This window comes from Glutamicibacter soli, assembly GCF_003309065.1.
Taxonomy (GTDB): domain Bacteria; phylum Actinomycetota; class Actinomycetes; order Actinomycetales; family Micrococcaceae; genus Glutamicibacter; species Glutamicibacter soli.
This window is the reverse complement of record NZ_POAF01000007.1, coordinates 17,668-32,779: the sequence shown is the minus strand read 5'-3', so window position 1 is coordinate 32,779 and position 15,112 is coordinate 17,668. Positions and strand designations below refer to the sequence as shown.

General features: G+C 64.0%; 11 protein-coding genes. 7 read left to right on the top strand and 4 right to left on the bottom strand.

The window, feature by feature from the left end; genetic code table 11:
• The first annotated feature begins 8 nt into the window (after positions 1 to 8).
• Complete coding sequence (locus C1H84_RS14230; RefSeq protein ID WP_113607755.1) at positions 9 to 551, top strand: hypothetical protein; 543 nt, start codon at positions 9 to 11, stop codon at positions 549 to 551.
• A gap of 26 nt (positions 552 to 577) precedes the next feature.
• Here the strand turns inward: C1H84_RS14230 and C1H84_RS14225 are convergent, their stop codons facing one another.
• A complete protein-coding gene (locus C1H84_RS14225) occupies positions 578 to 1,228 on the bottom strand; it encodes a DNA-3-methyladenine glycosylase (RefSeq protein ID WP_113607754.1) in 651 nt (216 codons plus the stop codon).
• A gap of 127 nt (positions 1,229 to 1,355) precedes the next feature.
• Here C1H84_RS14225 and C1H84_RS14220 point away from each other — a divergent pair, with 127 nt between their 5' ends.
• The 6 genes from C1H84_RS14220 to C1H84_RS14195 all read left to right on the top strand — a co-directional run bounded on the left by C1H84_RS14220 (position 1,356) and on the right by C1H84_RS14195 (position 9,406).
• The gene (locus C1H84_RS14220; RefSeq protein ID WP_220124916.1) at positions 1,356 to 1,949 is read left to right on the top strand and encodes a hypothetical protein; all 594 of its coding nucleotides are present in this window, start codon (positions 1,356 to 1,358) and stop codon (positions 1,947 to 1,949) included.
• 267 nt (positions 1,950 to 2,216) lie between these two features.
• Complete coding sequence (locus tag C1H84_RS14215) at positions 2,217 to 3,437, top strand: ammonium transporter (protein WP_113607752.1); 1,221 nt, start codon at positions 2,217 to 2,219, stop codon at positions 3,435 to 3,437.
• Between the two features lie 332 nt (positions 3,438 to 3,769).
• Positions 3,770 to 5,137 (top strand): M23 family metallopeptidase, encoded by a 1,368-nt coding sequence (locus C1H84_RS14210; RefSeq protein ID WP_181728150.1) that lies wholly within the window; start codon positions 3,770 to 3,772, stop codon positions 5,135 to 5,137.
• Positions 5,138 to 5,340: 203 nt separating this feature from the next.
• Positions 5,341 to 6,903, top strand: coding sequence for a signal recognition particle protein (gene ffh, locus C1H84_RS14205; RefSeq protein ID WP_047118949.1), 1,563 nt, complete (start codon positions 5,341 to 5,343; stop codon positions 6,901 to 6,903).
• Positions 6,890 to 8,116 (top strand): hypothetical protein, encoded by a 1,227-nt coding sequence (locus C1H84_RS14200; RefSeq protein WP_113607750.1) that lies wholly within the window; start codon positions 6,890 to 6,892, stop codon positions 8,114 to 8,116. Before ffh ends, C1H84_RS14200 begins: the two co-directional genes overlap by 14 nt.
• Before the next feature lie 99 nt (positions 8,117 to 8,215).
• On the top strand, positions 8,216 to 9,406 hold the full coding sequence (locus C1H84_RS14195) for a hypothetical protein (protein ID WP_113607749.1): 1,191 nt from the start codon (positions 8,216 to 8,218) through the stop codon (positions 9,404 to 9,406).
• 85 nt (positions 9,407 to 9,491) lie between these two features.
• Here the strand turns inward: C1H84_RS14195 and C1H84_RS14190 are convergent, their stop codons facing one another.
• From C1H84_RS14190 to C1H84_RS14175, 3 genes are all read right to left on the bottom strand, one after another.
• Entirely contained in the window at positions 9,492 to 11,204 is a 1,713-nt protein-coding gene (locus C1H84_RS14190) for an AMP-binding protein (RefSeq protein WP_113607748.1), read from the bottom strand.
• Between the two features lie 457 nt (positions 11,205 to 11,661).
• Positions 11,662 to 12,435, bottom strand: coding sequence for a hypothetical protein (locus C1H84_RS18060; RefSeq protein ID WP_146956108.1), 774 nt, complete (start codon positions 12,433 to 12,435; stop codon positions 11,662 to 11,664).
• Positions 12,436 to 13,307: 872 nt separating this feature from the next.
• Positions 13,308 to 15,017, bottom strand: a complete 1,710-nt coding sequence (locus C1H84_RS14175; protein ID WP_113607745.1) for an AMP-binding protein — start codon at positions 15,015 to 15,017, stop codon at positions 13,308 to 13,310.
• Positions 15,018 to 15,112: the final 95 nt, after the last annotated feature.

The window sequence follows — 15,112 nt, the reverse complement described above, 5'->3', positions numbered from 1 at the left end:
ATTCCTGAGTGAATCGGTTCGGAGACCAGCAGCTGAACCTCGCGGATGTGGCCACCACGGATCCGCAGTCCGGGGCCAAAGTGCTCGTCGACGCTGAATCGCAGGTCGTCAAGGAGTTGGGCGAGCCGGGGAAACTGACGGTAGTCGGCACGACGAAGCCGTCGTTCGAGATCACGGTCAAGGACGTCAAGGTCATGAATTCCTGCACGCTTCGCGGCAGCGGCGAGAAGATCAAGCCGGAGAACGGCTACTTTCTGCTGGTCGACGCCGAGGCATGGCTTGATTCCTCAGCAGAGAAATACGTCGACGAAGAAATCGCCTTGATGCCTTTGGATGCGTCGGTCTTCGGAACCTCGGCTGGACTGAACCAGTCGGTCGACCGCAACGTTGCCACCGTCGCCGCGTTCTCCTGCGACGTCAAGGACGCCATGGATATTGCTGTCGGGGCGGGGGACCGGGTCAAGGGCAAGATCATGCTCGATTCACCGCACCGTTCCGGGCAGGTCGTGTACGACCCCGAAGGCACCGGCGGCTGGACTTGGGACTACTAGACCCCCGGCTGCAAAACTCCAAGCAGTCAAGCCCGTGGCGCATTGCGCCCGGGCTTGAATGCTGACACGGTCCTGTTCCCCGGAATCCAGAATCTCCAAGGGAACTCCGGACCGCCTGCGATGCCCGCGACGCCCACGCGCGGTCCGCAGGCGATGGCATCCGGAATTCCGATGGGTTCCTCCACGATGAACGGCGCCGCGAGAAGGTCCAGGCCGTCGTGCCGCGGACGGGTGATGCCCAACGCCGTGGCCAGGTTTCCCGGGCCTCGCGCCAGGTCGCGCTCCACGAGTGTCGCCGGGTTGGTTCCTTCAGGCCGCTTGTGCAGTCTGCGTTCCCTGGCGAGCTGAAGCCCCTCGATGATCTCCCCGGAGCGAACCAGAACACCGGAGGCAATGCCGGCAGGCGAACACACCAGATTCAGCGCGAAGTGCATTCCGTAACTGAAATAGACGTAGGCATGCCCCGGATCCAGGAACATCGAGGCGTTGCGCGGCGTCTTGCGGTCCTTGGAGTGGCTTCCCGGGTCATAACGCCCGCTGCTTCCCAAACCCATATAGGCTTCGACTTCGGTGATGCGCAGGCGAACTGTGCCTTCGGGACTGCTTAAGCCGAGCACCGCGCCAAGGAGCCGAGGCGCGACCTCGACCGCGTCCGCGGCGAAGAACTGACGATCCATGCCTCCAGTATTGCAGTGCGACCCCATTTTGTCGGCGATCACTGCCAAGATGAAGATTGCCGGGCGACAGGGGGTTGCCGGGTACTCGCACTTAAATGATTGGGGGATCATCGTGAAGAAAATCGCGATGTCCGTTGCCGCAGCAGTTGCGGCGCTTGTTTTGGCCGGTTGCGGCGTGTCCACCGAAGAACATGAGGCCGTGCAGGCTTCGGCCGCCGCGGTGACCGTCGAGAAGCAGGAGCTGGAGACCCAGCTGGCCGATACCACCACGAAACTGACTGCGGCCCAGGCCGAGGCCGAAGAGCTGCGCAGCGCCAACGACGAACGCGAAGTAGCCGAGAAGGCGGAAGCCGACAAGAAGGCCAACAAGGCCAAGAAGATCACCAGCCGTGAGCTGGCGCAGATCGTGAAGAAGCCAGACTCCTACCTGGACAAGAACGTAATCATCTACGCCCGGGTCACGCAGTTCGACTCGGCGACCGGTCCGTGCACCTTCCGCGCCAACGTCAGCCATGCACAGGTCGGCAAGTACGACTACGAGCACAACACGATTTTCAACGCCGGCGACGGCCTGACCAACTGCGACATCCTGGACGACGTCGTGGCCGAGGACATCGTCAAGGTCACCGCAACGGTGACGGGCTCGCTGACCTACGATACCCAGGTCGGCGGGTCGACCACCGTGCCCGAAATGCAGGTCGTGAAGATCACCCGCCTGTAGCGCACAGCAATTCACCGCACCACCGCGGCAGCCGTCCACCGGCTGCCGCGGTTTTTGCCTTGGTGTGTTTTTCGAAATACTCCGGTAACACGGCGGGAAACAGACCGTTACGCACGGGCCCGGTTTGTCACACATTCGAAACCAGCGGTGGAGGCAGGCGAAACATCGCTGGCCAAGAATTATGTATCGAGACGAACGCCGAGTAATCCGGTTAAGTCACAGAATTATTCACCGATACACCAAATACCGTGAGGGGATGTGGACTAGATGGAGCTGGATGTCGCCAGTCTTTGGATCTTGATCGCCGCAGCACTCGTTCTTTTGATGACCCCGGCCCTGGGGCTGTTCTACGGGGGAATGACCCGTGCCACCGGCGTCGTCAACATGATGCTCATGAGCTTCTCCGCAGCGGCCATCACCGCAATCGTCTGGGTGCTGTGGGGGTACTCAGTTTCCGCCGGCGAACCGGCCATCGCCGGAATCATCGGCAACCCGATCAGCGACTTCGCCCTGCACGCCACCCCCGAGTCGGGCCTGCTGGCGGCGGGCTTCGCCGGAACCTTCGCGATGATTTCCGTGGCCATCATCTCCGGAGCCATCGCCGACCGTTCGCGCTTCGCCCCGTGGCTGATGTTCGTGCCCCTGTGGGTCACCCTGGTGTACGCGCCGGTCGCCTTCTGGGTCTGGGGCGGCGGCATGCTCTCCGCCGACGGGTTCCTGGGCAAGATCTTCGGCGAAGCAATCGACTTCGCCGGCGGCGCCGTGGTCCACACCAATGCCGGCGTGGCAGCGCTGGTCCTGGCCCTCAAGCTCGGCCAGCGCCACAACTTCCACGACCGCCCGCAGCCGCACAACACTCCGCTGGTCATGCTCGGGGCAGGACTGCTGTGGTTCGGCTGGTTCGGATTCAACGCCGGCGCCGCCACCACCATCGAGCAGGCCGGACTGATCTGGGTCAACACCCTGGCCGCTCCGGGTGCCGCGGTGCTGGGCTGGATCATGGTGGAGAAGATGCGCGGAGCTCGCCCGAGCTCGCTGGGCGTCGCTTCCGGCCTGGTCTCCGGCCTGGTGGCCATCACCCCGTCCTGCGCGGACATCGCACCGTGGGCCGCGATGCTGCTCGGCGTCCTGGCCGGCGCAGGCTCGGCCTGGGCCGTGAACCTCAAGTGGAAGCTGGGCTACGACGACTCACTCGACGTGGTGGGTGTGCACCTGGTTTCCGGCATCATCGGCACCCTGTTCCTCGGATTCTTCGCCATGCCGACCGCCGAAAGCGCTGGCGGCCTGTTCTACGGCGGCGGAACCGGCCAGCTGGTTGCGCAGTTCATGGCGCTGCTGGTGGTGATCGTGTTCTCCGCGGCCATGACCTGGGTGATCGCCACGGTCATCGAGAAGATCAGCCCATGGCGCGTCCCGGCAGAGATTGAAATCGCCGGCATCGACGCCACCGAGCACAACGAAAGCGGGTACCAACTGATGACCAAGTAGCCGCGGTGGGCTGGTGATTCACCGGCACAACTGCACAGGGGCAGGGCTCCGGGACACCGGAACCCGGACGGAACCGCCGGTGGGCCAAGCAGCCACCGGCGGTTCAGTTTGTTGGAAAAACCTTGGAGATCAGGCCCCGCCGCGTCGTTGGGGCAATCAGGCCCGGAAAACTCTGGCTATGCGGGCCCAGACTCGATACGCTGGGAGCCACTTTGGATTTGCAGTTTGGGGACTGGCAAATTATGAGAAGGCGTCATCAGGTAAACCACGAGCCGGCCATTCCGGGCAGACCGCGCGAGAGAAAGCGCGCCCTGTACGGGGCGGCCAGCCTAGTGCTGGCACTGGGAATCTCCAGCACGCTTGCCACACCGCTGATTGCGGGCCCGGATCATTCGCGTGCCGTGGGCATGGAAGCCTCGTCCGGCGCGCTGATGGATTGGGACATCAGCTCCGATGCAGTCTACGTCGACCCGTATGCCCCGCTGGCGGTATTCGGCGGCGCCGGCCAGCTCCTGGACATCGACGGGCGCCCGTCCTCCATGATGAAGAACGCGCAGCGTCCCGGCGCTATCGCCGGGCAGCAGGAACAGCTGGTCGGCGGCACCCAGGGCCCCGGGGCGCGGATCAGCGCAGAAAACGCCTCCACCTTGCTGGTCGGTGAAGTAGGGCAGATCGGCCAGCTTCCCGGCGGACTGGAACTCATGCCACCGGTCAAGACCCGGCGGATCTCCAGCCCCTACGGCTGGCGCGCAAATCCCACCGGCCCGGGCAACCAGATCCACATCGGCCAGGACTATCCCATTGCCTGCGGATCCCCGGTGTACGCCAGCGAGGACGGCATCGTCACGGTGTCCTCCTGGGCCGGGCACTCGGGCAAGCGCATCACCATCGACCACGGGCACAACGTGCAGACGGGCTACAGCCACAATTCGGTGCTCATCGCCGCGGTGGGGCAGCGGGTCAAGCGCGGGGAGCTGATTGCCCGCGCCGGCACCACCGGCAACTCCACCGGCTGCCACGTGCACTTCGAGGTCATTATCAACGGCCGCTGGCACGATCCGCGCAACTACCTGCCGCTGAACCCCGGACAGGCCCAGGCCATGGTCGATTCCCGCCGGCTGACGGTCAGCGCCAACAGCGCACCCAAGGGCAGCAAGCCCTCGGCGCCCGCGAAGGAACAGCGCCCGGCCAAGGACGCCAACGACAACCCGGATGTCGTGGTGCCCGCGGACGACACCCCGATGGTTCCCAAGCCCAGCCCCTCGCCGACCCACAAGGCCCCTTCCAGGGACAAGCCGTCCAAGGACACGCCGAAGGCCAGCGACAAGCCTTCGGCCAGCCCTACGCCGAAGCCCACCGGGTCCGCCAAGCCGAGCAAACCGGCCAAGCCGACCAAGCCGGCGAAGCCCACCGAAACGGCGACACCCGATGCGACGGGGAAGCCGACGCAGCCGGCCACGCCGCCGAGCAGCGTGAAGCCCAACGAATCGGCTGCGCCGACCGTCCCTGCTACGCCTCCGGCCGGGCAGGAGGGCACCCCGCCGCGCTCCACCAAGGCGCCGAGCACGCCGAAGACCCCGGTTCCGGACTCCAAACCGGCCAGCGAGCCGAGGCCGCGGGCAGCAGCGCCGCGGCTGAGCCTCCCGCCGCCACGATGGCCAAGGCCATGGAGCCCGTCGCCGCGGTGCAACCGGAATTAGACGCCGCCACTGCCGGCCGCGTGGACGGGGAAGTAAGCCCGGCCCGCAGGCTGCTGCGGTGTGCAGCGCCGGAAATCCGAGATCACACGATGTTGGGTGCGCCGCCGGTTAGCCATGTGGCGGATTGTTGATATTCTTGGTAGTCGAGTCCTGTGCGATTTTGTTTGCGCACCACAAGACCTATCGAAAGAAGTGCCCGGCACGTGTTTAATTCACTTTCCGATCGCCTGACAGCAACCTTCAAGAACCTGCGCGGCAAGGGCCGCCTGTCCGAGGCAGACATCGACGGTACCGTCCGCGAAATCCGTCGCGCCCTGCTGGACGCTGACGTTGCCGTCCCGGTGGTCCGCGCCTTCGTGGCCCAGGTGAAGGAACGCGCGCTCGGCATCGAGGTTTCCGAGTCGCTGAACCCGGGCCAGCAGGTCGTCAAGATCGTCAACGAGGAGCTCGTGGCGATCCTCGGCGGCGAAACCCGCCGGCTGAACCTGGCCAAGAACCCTCCGACGGTCATCATGCTCGCCGGCCTGCAGGGCGCCGGCAAGACCACCCTGGCTGGCAAGCTGGCCAAGCACCTGAAGTCCGAGGGCCACACCCCGATGCTGGTGGCCTGCGACCTGCAGCGCCCGAACGCGGTCAAGCAGCTGCAGATCAACGGCGAACGCGCCGGCGTGCCGGTCTATGCACCGCACCCGGGCGTCTCCTCCGAATTCGACACCCCGACCGGCGATCCGGTGGCGGTGGCCCGCGACGGCGTGGCCGAGGCCAAGGCCAAGCTGCACGACATCGTCATTGTCGATACCGCCGGCCGCCTGGGCGTCGACACCGAGATGATGGCCCAGGCCGCGAACATCCGCGCCGCCATCAACCCCGACGAAGTACTGTTCGTCATCGACGCCATGATCGGCCAGGACGCGGTCAACACCGCCCAGGCCTTCCACGAGGGCGTGGACTTCACCGGCGTGGTGCTGTCCAAGCTGGACGGCGACGCCCGCGGCGGCGCCGCCCTGTCGGTGGCCTCGGTGACCGGCAAGCCGGTCATGTTCGCCTCCACCGGCGAGAACCTGGACGACTTCGAGATCTTCCACCCGGACCGCATGGCCAGCCGCATCCTGGACATGGGCGACGTGCTCACCCTGATCGAGCAGGCCGAGAAGAACTGGGACAAGGGCGAAGCCGAGCGGATGGCGAAGAAGTTCGCCGACCAGGAAGACTTCACCCTGGACGACTTCCTCGCCCAGATGGCCCAGATCAAGAAGATGGGCTCCATGAAGAAGCTGCTGGGCATGATGCCCGGCGCGCAGATCTCCCGCCAGCAGCTGGAGCAGTTCGACGAACGCCAGATCGACCGCGTGGAGGCCATCGTCCGCTCGATGACCCCGCACGAGCGTGTGGCCCCGAAGATCATCAACGGCTCGCGCCGCGCCCGCATCGCCAAGGGTTCGGGTGTCGCCGTCTCCGAGGTCAACCAGATGCTCGAGCGCTTCGCCGAAGCCCAGAAGATGATGAAGAAGATGGCCGCCGGCGGCGGCATCCCGGGCATGCCGGGTGCCGGCAAGGGCGCCGCCCGCAAGGCGAAGGCCAAGGGCAAGGGCAAGAAGCAGGTCAAGTACGGCAACCCTGCCAAGGCCGCGCAGGCCCAGCTGGAATCCCAGCAGAAGAAGGCCTCCGCGCCGTCCGGCGCAGCCTTCGGCCAGGGAGCCCAGGACTTCGACCCGTCGAGCCTGAACCTGCCGGCAGGCTTCGAGAAGTACCTTGGCAAGAAGTAGCCACGAGTCGCCACAGGGCGGCGTCCAGTCCGAAACGCTGGTCGCCGCCCTGACTCTTATCTTCGAGGACACCGAAGGCCTGGATGCCGAAGGCGCGGTGCGCCGCGTCCTGGCGGAGCGGGAGGCCATTTCCCTGGTCTCCGAAGCAGTGCCGTGGAACGGGCTGGTGCTCATCGAGGTCGGCATCGCGGTGGATCCCGAGGGGCTGATCCTGCTGGCCAACGCCGACGGGAGCACCCGGTTGGGGCAGCAGGTGGAGGACTTCGCCCTGGCGCTGAAGCTCGGCACCGGTGCGCTGTACGCGGATCAGGACGACTATGAGGTCCAAAGCGGTGAACCGATCCAGGATGAGCGCCTCGAGCAGATGCCGCCCGGGCACACGCTGCTTGCCGGGGCGCTGACCGAGGCTGACATGCAGTTACTGGCCGCGGCCTCCAAGACCGAGTGGGACCTGCTGCTCTCCGAGGACCCGGAGCGCACCTCCATCGCCGTGCATGACGGGTTCCTGGTCGGCGGGTACCCCGGCGCGGACCAGTATCCGGCCGTCATGATCAGCCGCTGCGGCCCGCGCTATACGGCCAGCTTCTGGTTCCCGCAGCAGAGCTCCAAGCTCTCCGGGGAACCGGCCTGGGTGCATATCTGGCCGGTGGCCGCCAGCCCGGCGGTGCAGCCTGCGGCCGGAAGCGCCGCCCGGGCGCAGCTGCAGCTGCTGGAAACCCACTACTTCGCCACCGATCCCGCGGAACTGGACCACCTGGCCTCGATGAAGGTCTCTGGCGAGCATATCGAGATCCTCAAGCGCGTGCTCACCGGCGCCGGAAGCCGGCAGGCTGCTGAGCAGGTGCTTGCCGCCTTCGGCCACGACCCCGAGTCAGCGCGGTACCTTGTCCAGGCCGGCGCGCCCGAGGGCTCGAGATCGATTCAGCCGATGGGCTTCGGCAAGGCCCTGGGCCGGGCCGTGGCGATGGAGGCCCGCAAGAGCAGTGCCGCCCCGCGCTGGTTCAATTCGATGTCCTGGAAACCGTGGCTGCAGCTGTGCTGGGGCCTTATCGAGGCGCTGGTCTTCTCGCTGATGCTCGCCGCCACTGATTGGGACCGGCCCTGGGTGGCTGCCTGGCTGGTTGTCGTAATCCTTGCGGTCGGCTATGTGGATGCCGCGGGCAACGTGGTGTTCGGCGCGGTGCGCTGGGTGCGGGGTATGCGCCGGCGCTAGCGGCGGCCTGCGGCGGGGCAAATCCGCGGCGGGCGCCCGCCGCGCGCCTATGATTGAAGCTAAGCACCAGTCCCACCCATCCCAAAGGGGTTTACCTTCGTGGATTCCAGCGAGTTCAGCTACCTCAACATCGAGTTCATTTTCCTGGGCGACAGGCCCGACGCGGCCGAGGTGGTGCGCACCGCCCTGGCCGACCGGCGCCTGCTGGGCTTTGTCGGCGGCACCGTTGAACGCGAGCACGCCACCGAGGTCTGCGCGCAGATCGCCACGGTCAGCCCCGCCCGCGACGCGGTGCTCTACCGCGTGGACGCCAAGGGCAAGCTGCGCGAAGGCTCCCGGGTCACCAAGCTGGTGCACGAGCTGAAGAACTCCACCGAAGCCGACTACGTGCTGCTGGACGGCGAGGAAATCGACGGCCCGACCCCGGATGAGGACCTGCTGGGCGACTACGGGTCCACCACCGAGCTGGTCCACGGGCGCAAGCTCAAGGGCTCCGAGCTCGTGGCCGCCTCCGGGCTGGAGGAGAACGTGCTGACCTTCTGGAACCACGGCACCGGGCTGATGGCCATGTCCGCCGAGCCGGTGTCCACCGCGACCATCGCGCGCTCAAACCGCCCGTTCCTCTCGCTGACCCGCAACGGGAACACGCTCAGCGCCCTGGTCACCGGTGCCGGCTCCCGGCGCGACTTCTTCCCGAAGGCCGTGCACTACCACGTGGATCTGGAACGCACCATGATCATCGAGCCGGAAGCCGGCAGCCCGGCCGCGCAGCGGCTGGCCGAGCTGGAATTCTCGCTGCTGGGCTGGGAAGCGGTGGACGACCAGACCCTGGGCGAATTCCTCAGCGACCAGCCAAAGCTGCAGGAGGCGCTCGCGCTGGTCAAGGCGCCGGGCAGCCTGAAGAACTTCAAGCGCTTCGTGGCCCTGCTGGGCTTCGATCCGCGCAGCGTGGACTACCTGACGGGCAAGCCGCTGCCGGAGAACATCCGCGTGGTCGCCACCGGCGGCCCGGTCAAGACCATCAAGGCCGCCCTGGCCGAGCACGAACGCGAAGCCACCGGCCTGGCCAAGCTGCTCTACCGCGGCGGCTGGGGCCCGAAGGCGCTGATCACCTCCAGCCTGGCGGTGCTGGGCTCCGGGGCGCTGGCCCATCTGGCGCTAGCCAAGTGCTCCAAGCTGTCTTCGGTTCCCAAGCCGCTGCGCAACCTGCTGATGATCGCTTGCTACGCCGACGGCCTGTTCTACCTGGGCAAGGGAATCCTGGGCGCGGTGAAGGCGCGCGGCAAGTAGCCGCACCCCGAATTTCGCATACAAAACCCGAAGGGCTCGGACAGCTAAGCTGTCCGAGTCCCTCGGGTTTTGCGCCGTCCCGGGCTCAGCCCAGGGACTTCAGCGACGGGAAATCGGTGTCCCGGTACTCCTTCGGCGGCACCTGGCCCTTGGCGTGCTGGTCGCTTTCGGCCAGGCGCAGCTCCACGCGCCGGATCTTGCCAGAGATGGTTTTGGGCAGCTCGGAGAATTCCAGGCGGCGGATGCGCTTGTACGGGGCAAGGTTCACGCGGCAGTAGCCCAGGATGCTTTCGGCGGTCTCGGCGCTCGGCTCATGGCCCGGCGCCAGAACCACGAACACCTTCGGGACCGACAGCTTCATCGGATCCGGCGAGGGGACCACGGCGGCCTCGGCGACCGCCGGGTGCTCCAGCACCACCGATTCCAGCTCGAAGGGGCTGAGCTTGTAGTCGCTGGACTTGAACACGTCGTCCGCGCGGCCTACATAGGTCAGCACACCCTCGGCGTCGCGTTCGGCGATGTCCCCGGTATGGTAGACCCCGCCGCGGGTGGCCTGATCGGTTTTCGCCTGGTCCTCGAAGTAGCCCTTCATCAGGCCCACCGGCCGCGGGTCCAGCCGCAGGCAGATCTCGCCGACTTCCGCCAGCTGGCCGGTGGTCGGGTTGCGCAGCTCGATCTCGTACCCGGGCATCGGGCGCCCCATGGCGCCCACCTTGACCGGCTCTCCCGGAGGGTTGGCGATCTGCACGGTGGTTTCGGTCTGCCCGTAGCCGTCGCGGATGACCTGGCCCCAGGCGTTGCGCACCTGCTCGATGACCTCCCGGTTCAGCGGCTCGCCGGCGGAGACGAGCTTGCGCGGGGGAGTGCGCAGCACGGAGAGGTCGGCCTGGATGAGGTAGCGCCACACCGTGGGCGGGGCGCAGAAGCTGGTGACGTTCTCGACATCCATCTGGTGCATCAGCGCCTTGGGGTCGAAGCGCTCGTAGTTGTAGACGAACACCGTCGCCTCGGCGATCCACGGGCCGAAGAAGTTGGACCATGCGTGCTTGCCCCAGCCCGGGGAGGCGACGTTCAGGTGCACGTCGCCCGGTTCCAGTCCGATCCAGTACATGGTCGCCAGGTGGCCCACCGGGTAGGACACGTGGGTGTGCTGCACCAGCTTGGCCTGCGAGGTGGTGCCGGAGGTGAAGTAGAGCAGCAGGGTCTCGTCCGCGCGCGTGGGGGTGTCCAGCGCGAAGTCCGCCGGGGCCTGGCGCGAGTCGTCGAAGTGCAGGGTGCCTTCACGTGCTTCGCCGCGCACCTGGACGGTGGTGTAGTCGCCGGGCACCTGCTCAAGCTTGGGCAGCTGATCGTAGCTGGTGACGATCCAGTTGGCCTTGCCGCGTTCGATGCGGTCGGCCAGGTCCACGCTGGTCAGCTGCGTGGTGGAGGGGATGATGATGGCGCCCAGCTTCATGCCCGCGAGCATGATCTCCCACAGCGCGACCTCGTTGCCGAGCATCACGATCATGGTGTCCTGGCGCTTGAACCCGTTCTCCGAGAGCCAGCGCGCCACCTGGGTGGAGCGCCGCGACAGCTCGGCCCAGCTGTAGCGGGCGCTGCTGCCGTCCGGCTCGGTGAGGATCAGCGCCGGGGCGTCCGCGCGGGCCGGATCCTTGGCCACCGCGTCGAACCAGTCGTAGGCGAAGTTGAAGTCCTCGAACTGCGGCCAGCTGAAGGCCTTGCGCGCACCGGCGTAGTCGTCGCGGTGGGCCAGGAGGAGGTCGCGCGCCGCACGGAACTTCTCGGTGTTACTCATCAGAGTCCTTTCGGCGGCAGCTAGACTGCACGGTGAACAGGGTGAACGTTTCCTTGATCAATATACTCTGGTGCTAACTTTGGACGAATTGTTTCGTCAGGTTGTGCGGTCGACTTGCGCAACACGTGCAATATTGATCAATTCGCGGTGCATCAACAATCCTCAAAACTAGAACTGAAGCGATTTGGAAAGCGTTTAGAATTGGGAACCACGTTGAGGCAAGAACTGCCAAGCTGAACCGGCAATAAGCTTGTTCATCCTGGTGTAGCAATAGATCTAATTGGTAACAATTACGTTTGATTGAGTCTCTCGGGCATAAGTGCTGGGGACGCAATGCAAACGAAGGTCTCGGGACATTCTCTCTTGCTGAAGGAGCCGCAAGAGAACATTACACATCAAAATGATGAAGGGCGTTCGCTTGATTCCATCGGCGAACGCCCTCCATTATTTCAGTAGACTATTTCTTCACGACAAGAGTTTGCTTCAAGCTCTTCGACTTTTCCTTAGACCAGATTTTGGAGGTCGTCGATTTCTTCGTGACTGTGGTCTTGTACACGTTCTTTTCTAACGGATATACCGTTGTTGTGAACTTCAGCCCGAGCACCGAGCGGATGTATGGTTCTTCGGGGAACGACTCGCCCCATATCATGTCTCCAGCAATTGGCCAGTTTTCATCGATGTCCCAGACATAGCCAGCGCGAGCGGTGTAGGTGCCATCGAAGTCGCCGGTGCATTCCAAATGCAAGAGATCGATAAAGAAACCTTCGAAGTACTGGGGCTCGATTTTAGCGACCTTGCAGTTCATTTTGACGGGTTTGGTCCCATCAGAGACGAGCTTCTTCGTCTTGACATTTTTCGTTGTGGTCTTGTTGCTCCAAGTCTTGTACTTTGCGGTCGTAGTAACGGTGTATTTTCCTGCCTTCAGGCTGGCACTGTCCTTGTTTTTAACTATCGTCTTTTTGCCTTGTTTGACAGTGATCTTTTTCGATGTCACCTTCACCTTGCCGGATGACTTGACTACTGGCTTGACGGTAGCTTTCTTGGACTTCTTGTTGGCCTTTACCGTTTTGATCTTGCTTATCGTGACGTTATCAGGCGTTGGCTTTGCGGCTTGAACGCTGTACGTTGATGTTGCGAGCGGCTGAGCTGCGTTAGCAGGTGCCACGCCGCCCAGAATTAATGCGCCCGATGCTGCAAGTGCAACGAAGGGCGCGAAAAACCTCTTCTTCAATTTTCCCCCATAAAAGTAAACGTCTGATCGACGAATCGAAGCATAGCAATTTCACAGTCATAAATTTAAGTGCATCCGAATTGTGACGAGGGGTACATTGAAACATCTTTAGTCGTCGAACTGCTCGGGCCGGCTAGGAGTGGAGCCACGTTTTGGATTGCATGAACTGACTGCGTTTGTGTTGACGCTGCACTTCATAATCGATTAGCTGGAATTGCAGGAGCAGCAACAAGAGCGACTCGCGCCCAGTAAAAATCCCCACATGGGCTTAATGCGAGCTTCGCTGTCGGGGGAGTATGAGGCACCACGTATAGATCCGATGATGCGCTGGAAACGACCCGTGTGAACAGGGGTATGTCTGGGATTCATATTGAGTGGCAAGATTGTCTACGAAACCTGCAATCTCCTTGCGATTGGATGTGTGCTGCACGCGCAATATGGCGTCAGCAGTGCTCCGAAGGTAATGCAGGGTTGCTGCAAATGCCGGGAATGTCCATCCAGTTCAGTGTTCATGTTGTTCCAATGCGTGGACTCGCACCTTGCCCGTGAACTCAGCTAATTGCATTTAGGTGTGCACCAACCCCTTCCGCAGGCGCTTGCCAGCTATCTTTGAAACCTACTGATAGGTACACGGGTAAATGTGAAGCCGGCGTCTTTTGACCTGCAAAATGGAGGGAATAACGTAGTGCGGTTATCTTTCTGAAATGAATTGGCCCGAAAAGGCATAGCTAGACATGGCATGTGTAATTTTTGGACAACCGCTGGTTCATGCGAAATGGTAGATAACATAGGCAATCCAGCGGCCGCGAAAGTTGAGGGCAACTTCCGAAGGCTATTCGATTGTCGAGATATCCGTGAGGCTTCCTGGCAGGCTAGCTGGATTTCAATCCGGGGAAATCCGTGTCGCGGTATTCGGTCCCCGGAGCGGTGCCGCCGCGGTGGCGTTCCTCCTCCGCCCGGCGCAGCTCCACCCGGCGGATCTTGCCCGAGATGGTTTTGGGCAGCTCAGCGAATTCCACGCGGCGGATCCGCTTGTAGGCGGCCAGATGCTCGCGGCAGTAGGCAAGGATGCTCTCTGCCAGCTGAGCCCCGGCGGTGTAGCCGGCGGCCGGCACCACATAGGCCTTGGGCACGGACAGCCGCAGGTCGTCCGGCGCGGGAACCACCGCCGCCTCGCCGACCCCCGGATGCTCGATCAGCACCGACTCCAGCTCGAAGGGGCTGAGCTTGTAGTCGCTGGACTTGAATACGTCATCCGCGCGCCCCACATAGGTGAGCACCCCGTGCTCGTCCCGCTCCGCGATGTCCCCGGTGTGGTAGACCCCGCCGTGGAATGCCTGCGCGGTTTTCTCCTCGTCCTCGAAGTAGCCGTTCATCAGTCCCAGCGGCCGCGGATCGGTCACCAGGCAGATCTCCCCGGTGTCCGATTCCTGCCCGGTCAGCGGGTCGCGCAGCACCACCTGGTAGCCGGGCATCGGGCGGCCCATGGCCCCGATGACGATTCGCTCTCCGGGCGGGTTGGCGATCTGCACGGTGGTTTCGGTCTGCCCGAAACCGTCGCGGATGACTTGGCCCCAGGCACGCTGCACCTGGTCGATGACCTCGGCGTTCAGCGGTTCGCCGGCCGAGACGAGTTTGGCCGGGGGAGTTGCCAGCTGGGTCAGGTCCGCCTGGATCAGCAGCCGCCAGACGGTGGGCGGGGCGCAGAAGCTGGTGACCTTCTCGCGGGCCATCTGCTCCATCAGTGCTCCGGCGTCGAAGCGCTCGTAGTTGTAGACGAAGACCGTCGCCTCGGCGATCCACGGGGTGAACAGGTTGGACCACGCGTGTTTGGCCCAGCCGGGGGAGGCGACGTTCAGGTGCACGTCGCCTGGTTCCAAGCCGATCCAGAACATGGTGCTCAGGTGCCCCACCGGGTAGGACACGTGGGTGTGCTCCACGAGCTTCGCCCGCGAGGTGGTGCCCGAGGTGAAGTAGCGCAGCAGCGGTTCTTCGGCGCGGGTCGGGGATTCCAGGGTGAACTCCGTTGGCGCGGTGAATGAATCCGCGTAGGACAGGATTCCTTCGGCCGGGGTGCCGCCGATCTGCACCAGCGTGAAGTCCTCCTCCAGCGAGGCGAACTTAGGGGTCTCGGCTTCGTTGGTGATGACCCAGGTGACGTGTCCGCGCTGGATGCGGTCGCTGAGGTCCGCGGGGGTCAGCTGCGTGGTGCAGGGGACCAGGATGGCGCCGAGCTTGATGCCTGCCAGCATGGTTTCCCACAGCTCCACCTGGTTGCCCAGCATCACCGCGATGGAATCCGAGCGGCGCACCCCGGAATCGCTGAGCCAGCGGGCCAGCTGGGTCGAGCGCTCGGACAGCTCGCGCCAAGTGCGCCGGGTCGAGGAGCCGTCCAGCTCGGTGATCACCAGTGCCGGGGTGTCGGCGCGCTGCGGGTCGGCGGCAACCTGGTCGAACCAGTCGAAGCCGAAATTGAAATGGGTGAAACGCGGCCAGGAGAAATGCTCGCAGGCGTGCTGGTAGTTCTCGCGCCACTGGATCAGCTGATCCCGTACCGTGCGGAATTCCTCGGTCACACCCATTTGCATCCTCCAGTTCGCAGATTCGCCGCCCATTTCTTTTGTGATGGCGGTCACTGGCCAATATACTTTGACGTCCTACCAAAGGGGAAGGGTTT

What these genes read in the sequence shown, in the direction of transcription:
- C1H84_RS14175 (WP_113607745.1), bottom strand. Translation starts at nt 15,017, where the DNA reads ATGGGTGTGACCGAGGAATTCCGCACGGTACGGGATCAGCTGATCCAG.
- C1H84_RS14215 (WP_113607752.1), top strand. Translation starts at nt 2,217, where the DNA reads ATGGAGCTGGATGTCGCCAGTCTTTGGATCTTGATCGCCGCAGCACTC.
- C1H84_RS14225 (WP_113607754.1), bottom strand. Translation starts at nt 1,228, where the DNA reads ATGGATCGTCAGTTCTTCGCCGCGGACGCGGTCGAGGTCGCGCCTCGG.
- C1H84_RS14190 (WP_113607748.1), bottom strand. Translation starts at nt 11,204, where the DNA reads ATGAGTAACACCGAGAAGTTCCGTGCGGCGCGCGACCTCCTCCTGGCC.
- C1H84_RS14220 (WP_220124916.1), top strand. Translation starts at nt 1,356, where the DNA reads ATGTCCGTTGCCGCAGCAGTTGCGGCGCTTGTTTTGGCCGGTTGCGGC.